General features: G+C 72.7%; 15 protein-coding genes. 8 read left to right on the top strand and 7 right to left on the bottom strand.

The annotated features are described in order from the left end of the window. The first annotated feature begins 5 nt into the window (after window positions 1-5). The 5 genes from HUT10_RS22525 to HUT10_RS22505 all read left to right on the top strand — a co-directional run bounded on the left by HUT10_RS22525 (window position 6) and on the right by HUT10_RS22505 (window position 3,794). The gene (locus HUT10_RS22525; RefSeq protein ID WP_176173049.1) at window positions 6-803 is read left to right on the top strand and encodes a biotin--[acetyl-CoA-carboxylase] ligase; all 798 of its coding nucleotides are present in this window, start codon (window positions 6-8) and stop codon (window positions 801-803) included. Between the two features lie 84 nt (window positions 804-887). Beyond that, window positions 888-1,478 carry a PH domain-containing protein gene (locus HUT10_RS22520; RefSeq protein ID WP_176173048.1) on the top strand — a complete coding sequence of 197 codons (591 nt, stop codon included), beginning with the start codon at window positions 888-890 and terminating at the stop codon, window positions 1,476-1,478. Further along, window positions 1,478-2,407, top strand: coding sequence for a hydroxymethylglutaryl-CoA lyase (locus tag HUT10_RS22515; RefSeq protein WP_176173047.1), 930 nt, complete (start codon window positions 1,478-1,480; stop codon window positions 2,405-2,407). Before HUT10_RS22520 ends, HUT10_RS22515 begins: the two co-directional genes overlap by 1 nt. A 149-nt stretch (window positions 2,408-2,556) precedes the next feature. Next, complete coding sequence (locus tag HUT10_RS22510) at window positions 2,557-3,534, top strand: TNT domain-containing protein (RefSeq protein WP_176173046.1); 978 nt, start codon at window positions 2,557-2,559, stop codon at window positions 3,532-3,534. Further along, the gene (locus HUT10_RS22505) at window positions 3,534-3,794 is read left to right on the top strand and encodes a hypothetical protein (RefSeq protein ID WP_003105220.1); all 261 of its coding nucleotides are present in this window, start codon (window positions 3,534-3,536) and stop codon (window positions 3,792-3,794) included. The genes HUT10_RS22510 and HUT10_RS22505 overlap by 1 nt, the downstream gene beginning before the upstream one ends. A gap of 1 nt (window position 3,795) precedes the next feature. Here HUT10_RS22505 and hisN read toward each other — a convergent pair whose 3' ends face one another. Next, window positions 3,796-4,581 carry a histidinol-phosphatase gene (hisN, locus tag HUT10_RS22500; protein WP_176173045.1) on the bottom strand — a complete coding sequence of 262 codons (786 nt, stop codon included), beginning with the start codon at window positions 4,579-4,581 and terminating at the stop codon, window positions 3,796-3,798. Window positions 4,582-4,623: 42 nt separating this feature from the next. Here hisN and HUT10_RS22495 point away from each other — a divergent pair, with 42 nt between their 5' ends. Beyond that, entirely contained in the window at window positions 4,624-5,319 is a 696-nt protein-coding gene (locus HUT10_RS22495; protein WP_176177944.1) for a response regulator transcription factor, read from the top strand. A 3-nt stretch (window positions 5,320-5,322) separates the two neighbouring features. Beyond that, a complete protein-coding gene (locus tag HUT10_RS22490; RefSeq protein ID WP_176173044.1) occupies window positions 5,323-6,606 on the top strand; it encodes an ATP-binding protein in 1,284 nt (427 codons plus the stop codon). 15 nt (window positions 6,607-6,621) lie between these two features. On the opposite strand, the gene HUT10_RS22485 is transcribed toward HUT10_RS22490, so the two are convergent. From HUT10_RS22485 to HUT10_RS22460, 6 genes are all read right to left on the bottom strand, one after another. After that, window positions 6,622-7,245: a response regulator transcription factor gene (locus HUT10_RS22485; RefSeq protein WP_176173043.1), complete on the bottom strand. Its 624-nt coding sequence runs from the start codon at window positions 7,243-7,245 to the stop codon at window positions 6,622-6,624. Window positions 7,246-7,348: 103 nt separating this feature from the next. Continuing rightward, window positions 7,349-7,993 carry a response regulator transcription factor gene (locus HUT10_RS22480; RefSeq protein ID WP_176173042.1) on the bottom strand — a complete coding sequence of 215 codons (645 nt, stop codon included), beginning with the start codon at window positions 7,991-7,993 and terminating at the stop codon, window positions 7,349-7,351. A gap of 19 nt (window positions 7,994-8,012) precedes the next feature. Next, on the bottom strand, window positions 8,013-8,861 hold the full coding sequence (locus HUT10_RS22475; RefSeq protein WP_176173041.1) for an NAD(P)H-binding protein: 849 nt from the start codon (window positions 8,859-8,861) through the stop codon (window positions 8,013-8,015). Continuing rightward, window positions 8,858-10,162, bottom strand: coding sequence for an MFS transporter (locus HUT10_RS22470; protein ID WP_176173040.1), 1,305 nt, complete (start codon window positions 10,160-10,162; stop codon window positions 8,858-8,860). The genes HUT10_RS22475 and HUT10_RS22470 overlap by 4 nt, the downstream gene beginning before the upstream one ends. A 230-nt stretch (window positions 10,163-10,392) precedes the next feature. Continuing rightward, the gene (locus HUT10_RS22465; RefSeq protein WP_176173039.1) at window positions 10,393-10,920 is read right to left on the bottom strand and encodes a GtrA family protein; all 528 of its coding nucleotides are present in this window, start codon (window positions 10,918-10,920) and stop codon (window positions 10,393-10,395) included. A 79-nt stretch (window positions 10,921-10,999) separates the two neighbouring features. Beyond that, window positions 11,000-13,225 carry a sigma-70 family RNA polymerase sigma factor gene (locus HUT10_RS22460; protein ID WP_176173038.1) on the bottom strand — a complete coding sequence of 742 codons (2,226 nt, stop codon included), beginning with the start codon at window positions 13,223-13,225 and terminating at the stop codon, window positions 11,000-11,002. 270 nt (window positions 13,226-13,495) lie between these two features. Between HUT10_RS22460 and HUT10_RS22455 the strand changes: the two genes are divergently transcribed. Next, window positions 13,496-14,341 (top strand): GGDEF domain-containing protein, encoded by an 846-nt coding sequence (locus tag HUT10_RS22455; RefSeq protein ID WP_176173037.1) that lies wholly within the window; start codon window positions 13,496-13,498, stop codon window positions 14,339-14,341. The last annotated feature ends 8 nt before the right edge of the window (window positions 14,342-14,349 follow it).

The raw sequence follows: 14,349 nt of genomic DNA, 5'->3' as shown, positions 1-14,349 counted from the left end.
GGCACATGCCTGAGATCGATGCCGGACGGCTGACCGCGGCGCTCCAAGATCGTTACGCGAAGATCGACGTCGTCGAGCGCACCGGCTCCACCAACGCCGACCTGCGGAAAGCTCTCGAAGAAGGCGCCGCGGACCGGACGGTTCTGCTCGCCGAAGAGCAGACCGCGGGCGTCGGGCGGCGGGCTCGGTCGTGGAGCTCGCCGAAGGGCGCCGGGCTGTACCTGAGCGTCGCGCTCCGGCCGGGTGTCCCCTTCGCGGTGCTCGGCTCACTGTCCGTCGTCGCCGGGCTCGCCGTCCGGGCCGCCGCCGCGTCCGTCGGGGTGGACGCCGTGCTCAAGTGGCCGAACGACGTCCTCGTCGACGGCGCCAAGTGCGCCGGCATCCTCGCCGAGGCCGTCGCCGGGACCGACCCGTCGATCGTGCTCGGCATCGGCCTCAACGTCCTGCCGCTGGGTGACGTCCAGCCGGGCCCTGGCGGGCTGCCCGCGACGTCGCTGGCCGAGCAGGGCGCCACGAACACCGACCGCACCGACGTCGCCATCGCGCTGCTCAGCGGCTTCGACGAGCTCGAGAAGCGCTGGCGGCTGGCCGGTGGCGACCTCACCGAAGCCGGCCTGCTCGGCGACTACCGCGCCCACTGCGCGACCCTCGGCCAGGACGTCGAGGTGCAGCTGCCGGACGGGACGGCGCTCACCGGCCGCGCGGCCGACATCGACGCCGCCGGCCAGCTGCAGGTCGACGTGGCGGGCGGGCAGCGCCACACCGTCTTCGCGGGTGACGTGGTCCACGTCCGTCCGGCCTGATTTGTCGGGGCGTTGCCCCCACCGCCGCACGCGTCGCCGGTACGGTGAGACGACACCGCCGCACCGACCTTGGGAGCGTCCGCCGTGGCTTATCCGGACGATTTGCTCAGCGAGCAAGAGCACGTCGTGGTGCACAGTCACCCGCACTTCAAGATGCTGATCTTCCCGACGCTCGCGCTGCTGGTCACCGTGGGTGCGGGCACCTGGCTGGCGATCCTGGCGAAGGACGCGTCCGCGCCGTGGAACTCGGTCGGGCTGATCGCCATCGGGGTCGTGGCGCTCGTGCTGATCGTGTGGCTGTTCCTGGCGCCGCTCGTGCGCTGGCGGACCACCCACTTCATCGTGACGACCGACCGGCTGATCGCCCGCGAGGGCGTCCTCAAGCGCACCGGCATCGACATCCCGATGGGCCGGATCAACAGCGTCCAGTTCGAGCACGGCCTGCTCGACCGGGTCTTCGGCTGCGGCACGCTGATCATCGAGTCGGCGTCGGACGAGCCGCTGCGCTTCGAGGACATCCCGCACGTCGAGAAGGTGCACACGGTCATCTACCGCGAGGTCAACGACAACCCGTACGACGACTACCGGCCGGGCTACCAGCAGCAGCCGCAGCAGACCACGCCGCTGCCGCCACAGGGCGGCGGGCACCCGCCGCGTGGCGAGAGACGCCGCTGATGGGCACGCGCGCACTGGGCCTGCCCGAGCGGGTCCCCTCGGCGGGTGAACTGCCGGAGCGGGTCACCATCTGGGAGGTCGGCCCGCGTGACGGGCTGCAGAACGAGAAGGCGATCGTCCCGGTCGAGGTCAAGCTGGAGTTCCTCGACCGGCTCGCCGGCGCCGGGCTCACCACGCTGGAGGCGACCAGCTTCGTGCACCCCAAGTGGGTGCCGCAGCTGGCCGACGCCGAGCAGCTGCTGGCCCGGCTCGACCGCCGTGACGGCGTCCGGTACCCGGTGCTGGTGCCGAACGAGAAGGGCCTGAACCGGGCCCTCGAAGCCGGTGTCGAGCACATCGCGATCTTCGCCAGCGCGACGGAGACGTTCGCGCGCAAGAACCTCAACTCGTCGCTCGACGAACAGTTCGCGATGTTCGAACCGGTCGTCACGCGGGCCAGGGAAGCGGGCCTGGACGTCCGCGGGTACCTCTCGATGTGCTTCGGCGACCCGTGGGAAGGCGTCGTGCCGGCGAAGCAGGTCGCCGCGGCCGGCCGGCGGCTGCTGGACATGGGGTGCTCGCAGCTTTCGCTGGGCGACACCATCGGCGTCGCGACGGCCGGGCAGGTCGAAAACCTCATCGGGCTGTTCGGCGACGTCGGAACTCTGGCCGTGCACTTCCACGACACCTACGGCCAGGCGCTCGCCAACACGCTGGCGGCGCTCCGATGTGGAGTGTCGACTGTGGACTCGTCGGCGGGCGGGCTCGGCGGCTGCCCGTACGCCGAGTCGGCCACCGGCAACCTCGCGACCGAGGACCTGGTGTGGCTGCTGGACGGCCTCGGGGTGGCCACCGGCGTCGACCTGGACGCGCTGGTGGCGGCCAGCGTGTGGATGGCGGGACAGCTCGGCCGCCCGAGCCCGTCCCGGGTGGTCGCCGCACTGGGCTGAGACATCCGGGGCTCCGCCACCCGGAGCCCCGGAAAACAACTGACCTCGCCGCGCCCTCGGGGATGGGGTGCGGTATCAAGGGGGACCGGCAGCGCCGCGGCCGCGTCGAACAGCGTGTGCCCCACAGGCACCGACAGCCGGAGGATGGATTGACCGAGCCTTCCGAGGCGGGCTCCGAACCGGTCGAGGCCGACCTCGACACCGGGCCGGTGCAGCTGCCCGGGTACGGCCTGGCGGATCCGGGCGCCTTCGAAGAAGCGCCGACGCCGCCCTCGGGCAACCCCGCGGCGTGGCCGCACGCGGTGTCGCCGCTGCTGCCGCCGTTCCAGCTGCCCCCGCCCCCGCCACCCCCGCCGACACCGGTTCCCCCGCTGCCGCCGCCGGTGGCCGGGCCGCCGCCCGTCGCGGGCCCGCCGCCGAACCCCGGTTCGCCCGTGCCGCTGCCCCCGCTCGGGTCGCCGCGCACGGAACGGGAAAGCATCGTCGCGCTGTTCCTGGTGCACATGTTCCCGATCGGGCACCTCCCGGTCGCGATGGACAAGCCGGCGCGCCAGCTGCCGCTGCCCGAGGACCCCGAGGGCTTCCCGCCGAACGACCACCCGGACGCCCGGCTGATCTTCGACGACCAGGCCCTGACCAACGTCACCGCGGGCTTCCGCCGGTCGCCGACCGCGCCGTCGCGGCCGGTGCCGCGCCACCTGAAGGAGGGGTACGTCCCGTACGCGCGGGCGACGCGGGCGGTGTGGATCCGCCGGTTCGTCGTCGGGCACAGCGACCTGGGCCCCGAGTACGCGTGGCCGCCGGGCGAGCAGTTCCCCGAGAGCAGCGTGGACTGGCCCGAGCCGGTGATGGTCCCGGCCAACACGGTCCTCGACCGCTTCGGCCCGGCCTACGGGCGAATCCTTTACGAGGACGGCACGCCCTTCGCGGAACGCTCGCTGCCACCGGCGACGCTGGACGCCGAGTACCGCCGGTACGTCGTGGTGCGCAAGGTGCCGATGTGGCGCTCGGAGACCGCGAACTGGTTCGGCCAGGTCGGCGGCGGCACGCGGTACCGTGCCCTGCTGGCGGCCGACGAGCTCGTGACACTCGGCTACCTCGCCGAGGCCAAGGGGGAAGAGGACTGATGAACACCCAGTCGATCCAGCGGTGGCTCGGGGTGCTGGGCGTGCCGCCGGAGGTCGTCTCGCTCGGTGCCGAGGTCGACAACGCCTGGTGCCTGATGCAGGGCGAGGACGAGGCGTGGGAGGTGTTCTGGCGCGAGCAGGGCAACCGGTACGACTGGGCCCGGTTCACCAGCGAGCAGGTGGCGTGCCACTACCTGTTCGGGCGGCTGGCCTGGGCCCAGGTCGCCCGCGGCGCCGTCGGCCTGCTCCCCGGCTCCTGACTCAGCGCTTCAGGACGGCCAATGCCTCGTCGTGGAGGAGGCCGTTGGTCGACAGCGCGCTCCCGTTGTCGTACCGCCCGACGCCGTCCAGGTCGCTGAAGCGGCCGCCCGCCTCGGTGACGATCACCTGCGCGGCCGCGACGTCCCACGGGTTGACGATGCACTCGGCCGCCACGTCCAACGCGCCCTCGGCCACCAGCACGTGGTGCCAGAAGTCGCCGAACGCGCGGGTCTCCCAGCACGCGTCGACCAGGTCGAGGTACTTCGAGCGCGAGTGGTACGTCGTCCACGAGTTGAGGTCCGTTGTGGACAGATAAGCGTCCGAAAGGGACGAAACCTTCGAAACCGACAGCCGCCGGGTGCCTGCCGAGTCCGACGAGAACGCCCCGGAGCCCGAAGCCGCCCACCACCGGCGGCCCAGCAGAGGCGCGCTGATCAGGCCGACCACCGGGTCACCGTCCGACACCAACGCGATCAATGTCGCCCAAACGGGTACTCCGCGAAGGAAGTTCTTGGTCCCGTCGATCGGGTCCAGCACCCACGCGCGGCCGCTCGACGCCGAGCCGCCGCGTTCCTCGCCGAGCACCGCGTCGCCCGGGCGTTCCGCCGCCAGCAGCGCACGGATCGCGTCCTCGACCGCGGTGTCGGCGTCGGTCACCGGGGTGCGGTCGGGCTTGCGCTCCACCGCCAGGTCCAGGGCGCGGAACCGCGCCGTCGTGATCGCGTCGGCGGCGTCGGCCAGCCGGACGGCGAGAGCCAGATCATCTTCGTAGCCAGGCACGGTCACGATGGTTTCACGCCCGTGCGCCGTAGAGTTGGCCAGGTGAGCATGGTCCTACTTGCCGAAGACGATCCGGCCATCGCCGAACCGCTCTCCCGCGCCCTCGAACGCGAGGGGTACGAGATCCACGTCGTCACCGACGGCCCTTCGGTGCTCGACGCCACCGCCGCCCAGCGCGTCGACCTGCTCGTGCTGGACCTCGGCCTGCCCGGGATGGACGGCCTGGAGGTCTGCCGGCGGCTGCGCGCGGCCGGTACCGAGCTGCCCGTCCTGATGCTCACCGCCCGCACCGACGAGGTCGACTTCGTCGTCGGCCTGGACGCGGGCGCCGACGACTACGTCGCCAAGCCGTTCCGGCTCGCCGAGCTGCTCGCCCGGATCCGCGCGCTGCTGCGCCGCCGGGTGCCCGAGGTGCTGGAGGCCGGCGGGGTGCGGATGGACCTCGGCGCGCGGCTGGTCACCGTGGACAACCACGAGGTGCAGCTGGCCAACAAGGAGTTCGAGCTGCTGCGCGTGCTGATGAGCCGCGCCGGGCAGGTCGTCAGCCGCGACGAGATCCTCGCCGAGGTCTGGAACGACCTGGAGTCGAAGACGTCGAAGACGCTCGACATGCACATGTCGTGGCTGCGCCGGAAGCTCGCCATCGCCGCCGACGAGGCCGCCGGCCGCACCAGCAAGACCCACGACGGCGAGCGGCGGATCGCGACCGTCCGCGGTGTCGGCTTCCGCTTCAACAGCGAATAAGCCGTGCGCCGCCGCATCCTGCTCGCCATCCTGCTGGCCGTCGCGGTCAGCTCGGCGGTCCTCGGCATCCCGCTGGGCATCGTGGCGAGCTGGCAGATCGAGTCGAGCTACCGCGAGACGCTCGCCGAGAACGCCCGCGCGGCGGCGGCGATCCTGGACACCGAAATCGCCAACGGCCAGGAGATCGACCTCGACCAGGTGCGCGCGGCGGTCCCGGCGAACGGGCTGCTCACCGTCCGGGCCAGCGGCCAGGACGAGAAGCGCTACGGCAGCAGTCCCGGGCCCGACACCGTCATCGAGACGGCCGATTTGGCCCGGGACGGCAAGGTGGAGATCGCCGTCCCGGCCGGTCCGATGCACGAACGCCAGACGACGGTGACGCTCGTCGTCGTGCTCCTGGTGCTGCTGTCGATCGGCACCGGAGCGGTGGTGGCGATCGCGACGGCCCGGCGGCTCGCGAAACCGCTGCGGCACGTCGCCGAGCGCGCGGCCCGCCTCGGCGGCGGCGACTTCCGGCCCGACCCGAGCCGCTACGGCGTCGGCGAGCTCGACATGGTCGCCGAAGCGCTGGACGCGTCCGGCACCGCACTGGCCCAGCTCGTGCAGCGGGAGCGCCAGCTGGTCGGCGACGTTTCGCACCAGCTGCGCAGCAGGCTGACGGCGTTGCAGCTGCGGCTGGAACCGCTGACCGTGCACCCGGACGACGAGGTGGCCGACGAGTCGAAGGCGGCCCAGGAACAGGCGGACCGGCTCGCCGAGGCGCTGGACGAGCTGCTGGCAGCGGCCCGCGCGGCGCGCGAAGTCGGCGCGGAACCGGTGGACCTGCCGACGCAGCTGCCGGAAATGGCCCAGGAGTGGCGTGAGCTGCTCCGCTCGGAGGGCCGCAACCTGCGGACGCGCGTGGCGGACGGCCTGATGGCCCGCGCCACGCCGGGACGGCTCCGCGAGGTCGTCGGCGTGCTGCTGGACAACGCGCTGCGCCACGGCTCGGGCACGGTGACGCTGATCGCCCGCCGCGGCGACGCCGAGGGCACGGTGGTGATCGAGGTGAGCGACACCGGCCCCGGCGTGCCGGACGAGCTCGCGCCGCACATCTTCGAGCGCGGTTTCTCCGGCGGCGGCTCGACGGGGGTGGGCCTGGCACTGGCCCGCGCACTGGTCGAGGCGGACGGCGGCCGCCTGGAGCTGTCGAACCGCCGCCCGGCGGTGTTCAGCCTGTTCTTGAAGGTGCCCCGGCCGAGCGACGTCCCCGAGGTGCGCTGGCCGGCCGAGCGCGTCCCTCGCTAGCGCCCGGCCGTCCGCTCAGATCAGCCCCTCCCGCAGCGCGTAGGCCACCGCGTGCGAGCGGTTCCGCAGCTGGAACCGGTTGGTGACGTCGTGCAGGATGCTCTTCACCGTGCGCTGCGAGTAGCACAGCTCGTCGGCGATCTCCTGCGTCGAGTACCCCGCCGCGACCAGGCGCAGCACCTCCGTCTCCCGGTCGCTCATCCCGCCGAGGCGCAGGCCGCGCGGCTGGAGCACCTGGCGCTGCAGGCGGGAAACCCGGTTCAGCAGCCGGCCGAGCAGGTCGGGCGGCAATGCGCCTTCCCCGGCCGCCGCGGCCTTGATCAGGCGGACGAGCACGTCCGGGCCCGCGTCGGCGCGGCGGGCGACCGCGCAGACGCCGTGCTCGACCGCGTTGAGGATCTCGTTGTCGTCGACTTCGCCCGCGATCAGCACGATCCGGGTGAAGCCCTGGTGGTGCAGCGCGGCCAGCAGCTGGGTCATCGGCTCGTCGATCCGGTCGGCGACCAGCAGGGCGACCTGAGCTGTCCCGTCGTCGACCACCCGGACGTCGTCGCGCGAGCGCAGCGCCATGCAGACGCCGTTGTGCAGGATCGGATCGGTGGCGCGGACCACCACCGGGGTCCGGTCGGTTTCGAACATCGCTCCCCATTCCCCTCGAACGGTGCAGGCTGCCCAGCCTGCCCGCTCGCGTGTCCCGGGCGCATGGGACCGGGGTCCCGATGTTGCCCGGGCGGGCCGCCTTTCAGGACCGGCCGAGGCCCGCGTCCCTGGCCCGGACGATCGCCTCGGCCCGGTCGGCGACGTGCAGCTTGGCGAAGACGTTCGAGATGTGGTTGCGCACGGTCTTGGGGCTCAGGCACAGCGTGCTGGCGATGAGGCTGTTGCTGTGCCCGGCCGCGATCAGCGCCAGCACCTCGCGCTCGCGCCCGGTCAGCTCCGGGAACACCGGCTCGCTGACCGGCGGCTGGTTGAAGAAGGCGAGCACGCGGTTGGCGATGTCCGGGCCGAAGATCGCCTCCCGCCGGGCGACGGCCTGCACGGCCCGGATGATCTCGTCCGGCTCGGCGTCCTTGAGCAGGTAGCCGCGGGCACCGGCGCGCATCGCCGCGAAGACCGACTCGCTTTCGTCGGCCATCGTCAGCATCAGCACGCCGGTGCCCGGGTCGGCCGCCACGATCTGCCGGGTCGCCTGGATCCCGGACAGGTCGGGCAGGTGCAGGTCCATCACGACGACGTCGGGCCGCAGGGCGGCGGCGGAGGCGACCGCGTCGGCGCCGCCGGCGGCCTCGCCGACGACCGCGATCCCGGGTTCGGCGGCGAGCAGCGTACCGACGCCGATCCGGAACAGGGGATGGTCGTCCACGACGAGAACGCGCAGGTCGCCCATCCGCCTCACCTCCCCCTGGTTACTCCAGGTGATGGTACGCGGACGCGTTCTCCCGTGCCCAGGCCGCGAAGGTCAGCGGCGGACGGCCGAGCAGCCGCTCGACGGTGTCGAAGACGACGTGCTCGTGCGGCGCGGACTCGCGCTTCAAGGCGAAGAGCCCGTCGACGGCCTTCGCGGGCCAGCCGTACGTCCGGACCAGGCGGTCCTTCGCGGCACTCTCGGTTTCCTCGACGTACTTCAGCGGACGCCCGATCGCTTCGGCCAGGATGGCGACCTGCTGCTCGGCCGTGAGGGCTTCACCGCCGGTCAGCTCGTAAGTCGCGCCTTCGTGCCCGGACGTCGTCAGGACGAGCGTCGCGACTTCGGCGATGTCGCGGACGTGGACCAGCGCGGACGGCGGATCGGTGTCCGGCACGTACACGGCGTTCTCCGCCTGGATCGAGCCGAGCCAGGCGAACCGGTTGTCCATGAAGGCGCCGGGTCGCAGGATCGTCCAAGCCGGCCCGGCTTCGCGGATCGCCTGCTCGGCTTCGGCGTGGGCGAGCGTGATCGGGTCCTGCTGTCCGAAGTGGACACCGGTGGTGGACAGCTTGACGAGGTGGGTGACGCCGGCCTGGGCGGCGGCGTGGGCGACCGCCGCTTCCCGGTCGGCGCTGTGCCCCTGCGTCAGCACGAACACGCGGTCGGCGCCGGCCAGCAGCGCGGGCAGGTCCGAGGTGCCGAGGTCGCCGCGGACGGCTTCGGCGCGCGGGTCGATCCGGGCCTTCGCCGGGTCGCGGGTCAGGGCGCGGACGTGCGCGCCGGCGTCGAGCAGGGCGGGGACGAGGTGGCGGCCGACCTTGCCGGTGGCGCCGAGGACGAAGATCATCGGGGGTTCTCCGATCGGGAAAGCGGGACGTGGGGGAGCGCGAAGGCCGTGACGAGGCCGAGGGCCAGCACGGGCAGCAGCGCGAGGAACACGCTGTGGGTGCCGGCGTGGTAGGCGAAGCCGAGCGCGACCGGGCCGAGGGCCGAGCCCAGCGCGCGGGCGAGGTTGACGCCGGCGGCGACCGCGCCGCGGTCCGCCGCGGGGGCGGTGTTCTGCGTGGCCATGGCGAGCACCTGCAGGTTCAGCCCGGCCGCGCAGCCGAAGACGACCAGGCAGGCGAGGACCTGCGGGAGGCCGTGGAGGGTGAGCAGGCCGAGCACCGCGAGCAGGCCGAGCGCCATGCTCGACCGCGGTGCCCAGCGGTAGGCGCCGGTGCGGGCGATGACCTTGCTCGCCACGACGGAGGCGACCGACACGGCGAGCGTCATCGGCAGCAGCCGCAGCCCGCCTTCGGCCGGACCGGCGTCGGCCTGCAGCAGGGCCGCGATGTAGTTGACCGAGCCGAGGAACGCGAACCCGGCGAGCACGCTGAGCAGCACGGACACGGTGAACGTCCGGTCGCGGAACAACCGCAGCGGCAGAACGGGTGCCGCGGCCCGCCGTTCGACGACCACGAACACCGCGGCCGCGGCCGCGCCGAGGGCGACCGACCAGGGCGTGAGCAGGGTGAACCCGGTGATCGCCGTGCCGAGCAGCAGCACGCCGGCGAAGTCGAACGGCGCTTCCCGGCGCCGGGTGGACAGCTCGAGCTTCCGGAGGCAGGCCAGGGCGACCAGCCCGAGCGGCAGGTTGACCAGGAAGATCGACCGCCACCCGGCGAGGCCGGTGAGCAGGCCGCCGACGACCGGCCCGGCGAGCGACGCGACGGCGAAGCAGATCGAGAACCAGCCGAAGTACTTCGCGCCTTCGCGGGGCGAGAACATTTCGCCCAGCGAAGCCCCGACGGAGACGAAGAGGCCGCCGGAGCCGGCACCCTGCAAGACGCGTCCGGCGATCAGGAACGCGGCCGACGGCGCCAGGCCGCAGGCGAGCGAGCCGAGCAGGAAGAGGGCGAGTGCGCCCAGGAGCACACGTTTGCGGCCGAAGACGTCACCGAGCTTGCCGTACAGCGGCGCGGTGGCGCTCCCGGCGAGCAGGTAGGCGGTGGTGACCCAGGCGTAGGCGCCGGTGCCGCCGAACTCGGCGGCGATCCGGGGCAGCGCGGTGGCGACGACCTGGGCGTCGAGCATCGCGAGGAAAACGGACAGGAACAGGCCCGCGAGGGCGGGTTTGAGGGCGCGCGAAGGCGCGATCGTGCGCAAAGGAAATCCTTGGTTCGTCAGAAGGGACGAGAGATGCGGACGCGCGGAACACGCGTCCCGTCGAGTCGGGAAAAGGCTCCATCGTCATCCGCGAACGGATGCGACCTCTTCGCGCTCGGAAACCACCTCGAATCGTCCCGCTCGCCCGGCCGAACCCGGACGGCGTCCTCACGAAGGAACACTGACGAGGATGACTTTAGACAACTACATGTCAGGAGACAAGTAGTTTTTCAGGGCAGACGGGTGACCTGGTCGGTGTCGCGCCGCCGCTCGCCCAGCTCGTCCGGGAACACCCACTTCTTGAAGCCCCAGAAGCGGAAGAACATGGCCAGCAGCATGCCGATGATCGAGCCGCTCGCGAAGTCCGCGATCTCCTGGACCAGGAACGTCACGTGCGGGACCTCGAGGTCGAGCACGTACCGCGAGACGATCAGCGGGACCAGGTTGACGCCGACGGCGATGCCGCTGATGACGAAGAACAGCGCGGCTTCGTGGTGCCGTTCGCGTCCGCCGCGGGTCCGGAAGGACCACTCGCGGTTGAGGATGTAGGACACGATGGTCGCGACGATGATCGCGATCGCCTTGGCCGTGGTCGGTTTCGGCTCCAGCACGGTGAGCTTCAGCGCGTACCAGACGCCGTTGTCGACCAGGAACGTCGTGCCGCCCACGATCGCGAACTTCAGCAGCTCCCGGTGCTTGATCAGCACCGAACGCAGTGGCTCCGGCGTGCGCTTGAGCACGGTTTCCACAACGGTCACACCAGGCAGTCTAGGAGTACACCGCGTTTACCCGTGGTTCAGGCGGGCCGGCTGTCGCGAATGTCCGGATATCAGGGGGTCAGCCGGTCAGCCAGCCGAACGCCTTTTCCGGGCTGACCGTCGGCGGCTTGGCCCCGGGTTTCCCGCCGGACCGCGGCGGCGCGCTGGTCGTGGTCGTGGCCACCGGCGGCTCGAGCGTGGGTTCTTCCGTCGTCGTCACCGGCGGTGCCGACGACGGCTTCGACGGGGTCGGCTTCGGCTTGGACGGCTTCGAGGAGGTCGGGGCCGTCGTCGTCGACGTCGGGGGCTGCGGGTCCTTGCCGCACCAGTGGCGCCAGCAGCCGAAGTCCACGGTCACCGGCGGCGCCGTCGCCCGGCCGAGCTCCGCCGTGATCGTCACCCGGCCGTCGTCGGGACGGCCCTTCAGCCGCACCCACAGGTTGACGTGCTGGCCCGGTGCCACCGCGCTCTTCGTCGTGCAGGTGGCGCCGTCGTCCGTCGTCGTGCAGGGGAAGCCGCGCAGGCTCCACCACTGCTTGAGCGGGTGGTCGAAGGTGACCGTGACCGGCCTTGTCGTCTCGCCGGTGTTGCGGACCCGCACGTAGACCAGCGGGTGGTGGTTCCACGGGAACGCCGAAAGCCCGTCGCCTTGGGCTTCCAGGACCATGTCGTCCTTCGGGAGCTTCACGGTGACCTTGACGCTCACCGCGACGGAGATCTGCACGCCGGCGGTGACCGAGCCGGTCACCGTGCCGCCTTCGGCGTCCTCATCGGCCTGGAGGCGGAAGTTCAGCGTGGCGCTCTGGCCGGGCTGCAGGCCGGCGCCGGTCTTGCAGGTGACCTTGCCCGTGCCGCCGGGGCAGTTCACCGAAACCGGGCCGGGCGCGTCGGCGCGGGCCAGTGGCGCACCGCCGCCGCCGGTGTCGACCGCGCGGACCCCGCGGGGGAGGTTCAGCGCGACCGCCACCGGGTCGGACGGGCTGCCGCCGTCGTTGCGCACGGTGATCGGCAGGTTCGTCGCGGTGCCCGGGCTGAGCTCGAGGCCGTCCGGCGGGGTCGTCGCGGACATCGACGGCGGTGCCGGAGCGGGCGGGACCGGCGCGGGAGGCGGGGCGGGCGGGGCGACCGGCGGCTGAGCGGGCTCGACCGGCGGAGCCGCAGGTGGGGCCGGGGGCGCGGGCGGCTCGGGCGCCGGGGGTTGCTGCTGTTGCGGCGGCGCGGGTGGGGCCGGGGGCTGCGGCTTCGGGGCCGGCGGCTGGGCCGGCTGGACCGGGGCCGGCACCGGAGCGGCGACGGGCACCTCCTGGACCCCGCCACCCGCGGTGAGCGCGATGATGACGGCCGCGACGATCGCCGTGCCCGAGGCGGCGACCCCGGCGAACTGGCGGGGCCCGGCCGCGGCGGCACTCCCGGCCGCACCGGCCTTGCCGCCCGCCGCCGCGGCACCGGCGGCGGCCGCGCCCGTGGCGGCCGCCGTGGCCGCGCTCGCCTTCGCGGCGCCGATGGTCGCGAGGTAGCCCAGCGCGGCGCCGCCCAGGACGATCGGGGCGATGATCGCGCGCAGCCCGCCGTTGACGTCGGCCAGTTCCGCGGCCAGCGCCCGGCACCGGTCGCACTCGTCGAGGTGGCTCTCGACCTGGGCGCGTTCCCGTTTGGACAGTCCGTCGCGGGTCCACGCGCCGAGCCGCTCGGCGCAGGCGCGGCAGCGTTCCTCGGCGTTCTCCTGCAGGTGGACCTGCAGGTACGCCTGGCGGAGTCCCTCGCGGGCGCGGTAGGCGAGCGCCGAGACGCCGTTCGCGGTCAGGCCCAGCAGCGGTGCGACCTCCGCCGGGCTCTGCTGCTCGATCTCGGTGTGCCAGAGGACCGCCTGCCAGCGTTCCGGCAGCCGGGCGAACGCCTTGGCGGCCATCGTCCGCTCGAGCCCGGCGACCGCGGTGTCGGAGAACGGCACGGTCAGCGCTTCGGCCGCGGCGCCCCCGACCTCGGTCATGTCCTCGTTGAGGTCGACCCGGCGTTCCTTGCGCGTGCGGTCGTACGCGGTGTGACGCAGCGCAGTCAGCAGGTACGCCCGGAAGGCTGTGTCCGGGCCCTTGCCGTTACGCAGCGTGTCGAGCACCTTGGCGAACGCCTCGGACACGAGATCGTCGGCTTCGGAGCTCGAGCGGGCCAGCTGACGGGCCAGATTGTGGGCGGCGCCGGTGTGCCGTTCGTAGAGCGTGCCGTACGACTTGATCTTCCCGGAGCGGACCTCCGCGATCAGCTCGGCGTCACTCTTTCCGCTGAGATCGGCGGGAACGGTGGACACGGCACTCCTCGGTCGGTTAGAGCCAGGACCTGCCATTACAGGCCGATCCGGGACGCGAGACAAGTGTGACTGACCCACCCCCGGCGGTCACGTCGTGGTCGGTGTGATGACTCCGACGGCGGAGCAAAATCACCCACCCCCGGTGCCGGCCGGGGAAAAGGTCCACGACAAAAACCGGTCAGTACGCGTCACGGGGCACGTCGGGGTACGTCCACACCGTGAAGCGCAGAACAAGATCGGGATCAACCGGACGAAAGGGGCGGGTGGCCAGTGGATGTTCCGGCTACGCGATCCGGCTCCGGTGACACTCCGCCCACCCCGGCCGAACGGGACGCCTCCCTGCGTGCGCTGCGGGCGCGCTGGCGCACGGCCAGCCTCGCCGCGGGCTGGCGGTTCCCGAGCGACTGGGCGCTGCCCGAGGTCGACGCCGTCTGCGCGGCGGTGATGGCGAAGGGCCGCGTCGAAGCCGCCGAAACCGCCTTGGCCGGCCTGGCCAGAGCCCGGGCGGCGGCCGGGGCCGGCCTCGCGGAGACCCTCACCGACCTCGCCGCGCTGCACGCCGTGCTCGATCACAGCGGCGACGGCTTCGTCTCGCCGGACGTCGACGCGACACCGGCGCGGCTGCTCCGGACCACCGCGCTGGCCTGGGCGGACGTCGCCACCGACCAGCTCGTGCACACCGAGGTCACCGACCCGCTGACCGGCCTGCCGTCGGCGGCCTACCTGCGTACCCGGCTCGCGGAGGTCTACCGCGCCGCCGAAGCGCGCGAGCGCCCGGCCGCCGAAGACCACGTGCTGCTCGTCGTCTCGCTCGACCTCAGTGCCATCGCCGGGTTCCCGCGGCTGACCGGGATGATCCTGGTCGCGGACGCGCTGCGGACGGTCTTCGACAGCGGCCAGAGCGTCGCTTCGCTCGGGCCGTCCGTCGTCGCGGCCCTGGTCCCGAAGGACGAGCGGGTCGCTTCGAGCGGCGTCGCGCTGCGCCGGGCGTTGCACGAGCGGCTGCAGGTCGACGCCCAGCTGGCGGACGTCGGCCGCCCGCGCGTCTCGGCGGTGCGGCTGCCCGCCACCCACGAGCTGGCCTGCGACCTGCTGGCCCAGCTGGCCCGCGCGTAGTACACCCG

Origin of the sequence: Amycolatopsis sp. Hca4, from assembly GCF_013364075.1 — a bacterium.
In the GTDB taxonomy this organism is placed as follows: domain Bacteria; phylum Actinomycetota; class Actinomycetes; order Mycobacteriales; family Pseudonocardiaceae; genus Amycolatopsis.
This window is presented reverse-complemented; position numbering and strand designations above follow the sequence as displayed.

Coding starts and splice junctions, on each gene's coding strand:
- HUT10_RS22525 (WP_176173049.1), top strand. CDS start 6: ATGCCTGAGATCGATGCCGGACGGCTGACCGCGGCGCTCCAAGATCGT.
- HUT10_RS22515 (WP_176173047.1), top strand. CDS start 1,478: ATGGGCACGCGCGCACTGGGCCTGCCCGAGCGGGTCCCCTCGGCGGGT.
- HUT10_RS22505 (WP_003105220.1), top strand. CDS start 3,534: ATGAACACCCAGTCGATCCAGCGGTGGCTCGGGGTGCTGGGCGTGCCG.
- HUT10_RS22495 (WP_176177944.1), top strand. CDS start 4,624: ATGGTCCTACTTGCCGAAGACGATCCGGCCATCGCCGAACCGCTCTCC.
- HUT10_RS22485 (WP_176173043.1), bottom strand. CDS start 7,245: ATGTTCGAAACCGACCGGACCCCGGTGGTGGTCCGCGCCACCGATCCG.
- HUT10_RS22480 (WP_176173042.1), bottom strand. CDS start 7,993: ATGGGCGACCTGCGCGTTCTCGTCGTGGACGACCATCCCCTGTTCCGG.
- HUT10_RS22475 (WP_176173041.1), bottom strand. CDS start 8,861: ATGATCTTCGTCCTCGGCGCCACCGGCAAGGTCGGCCGCCACCTCGTC.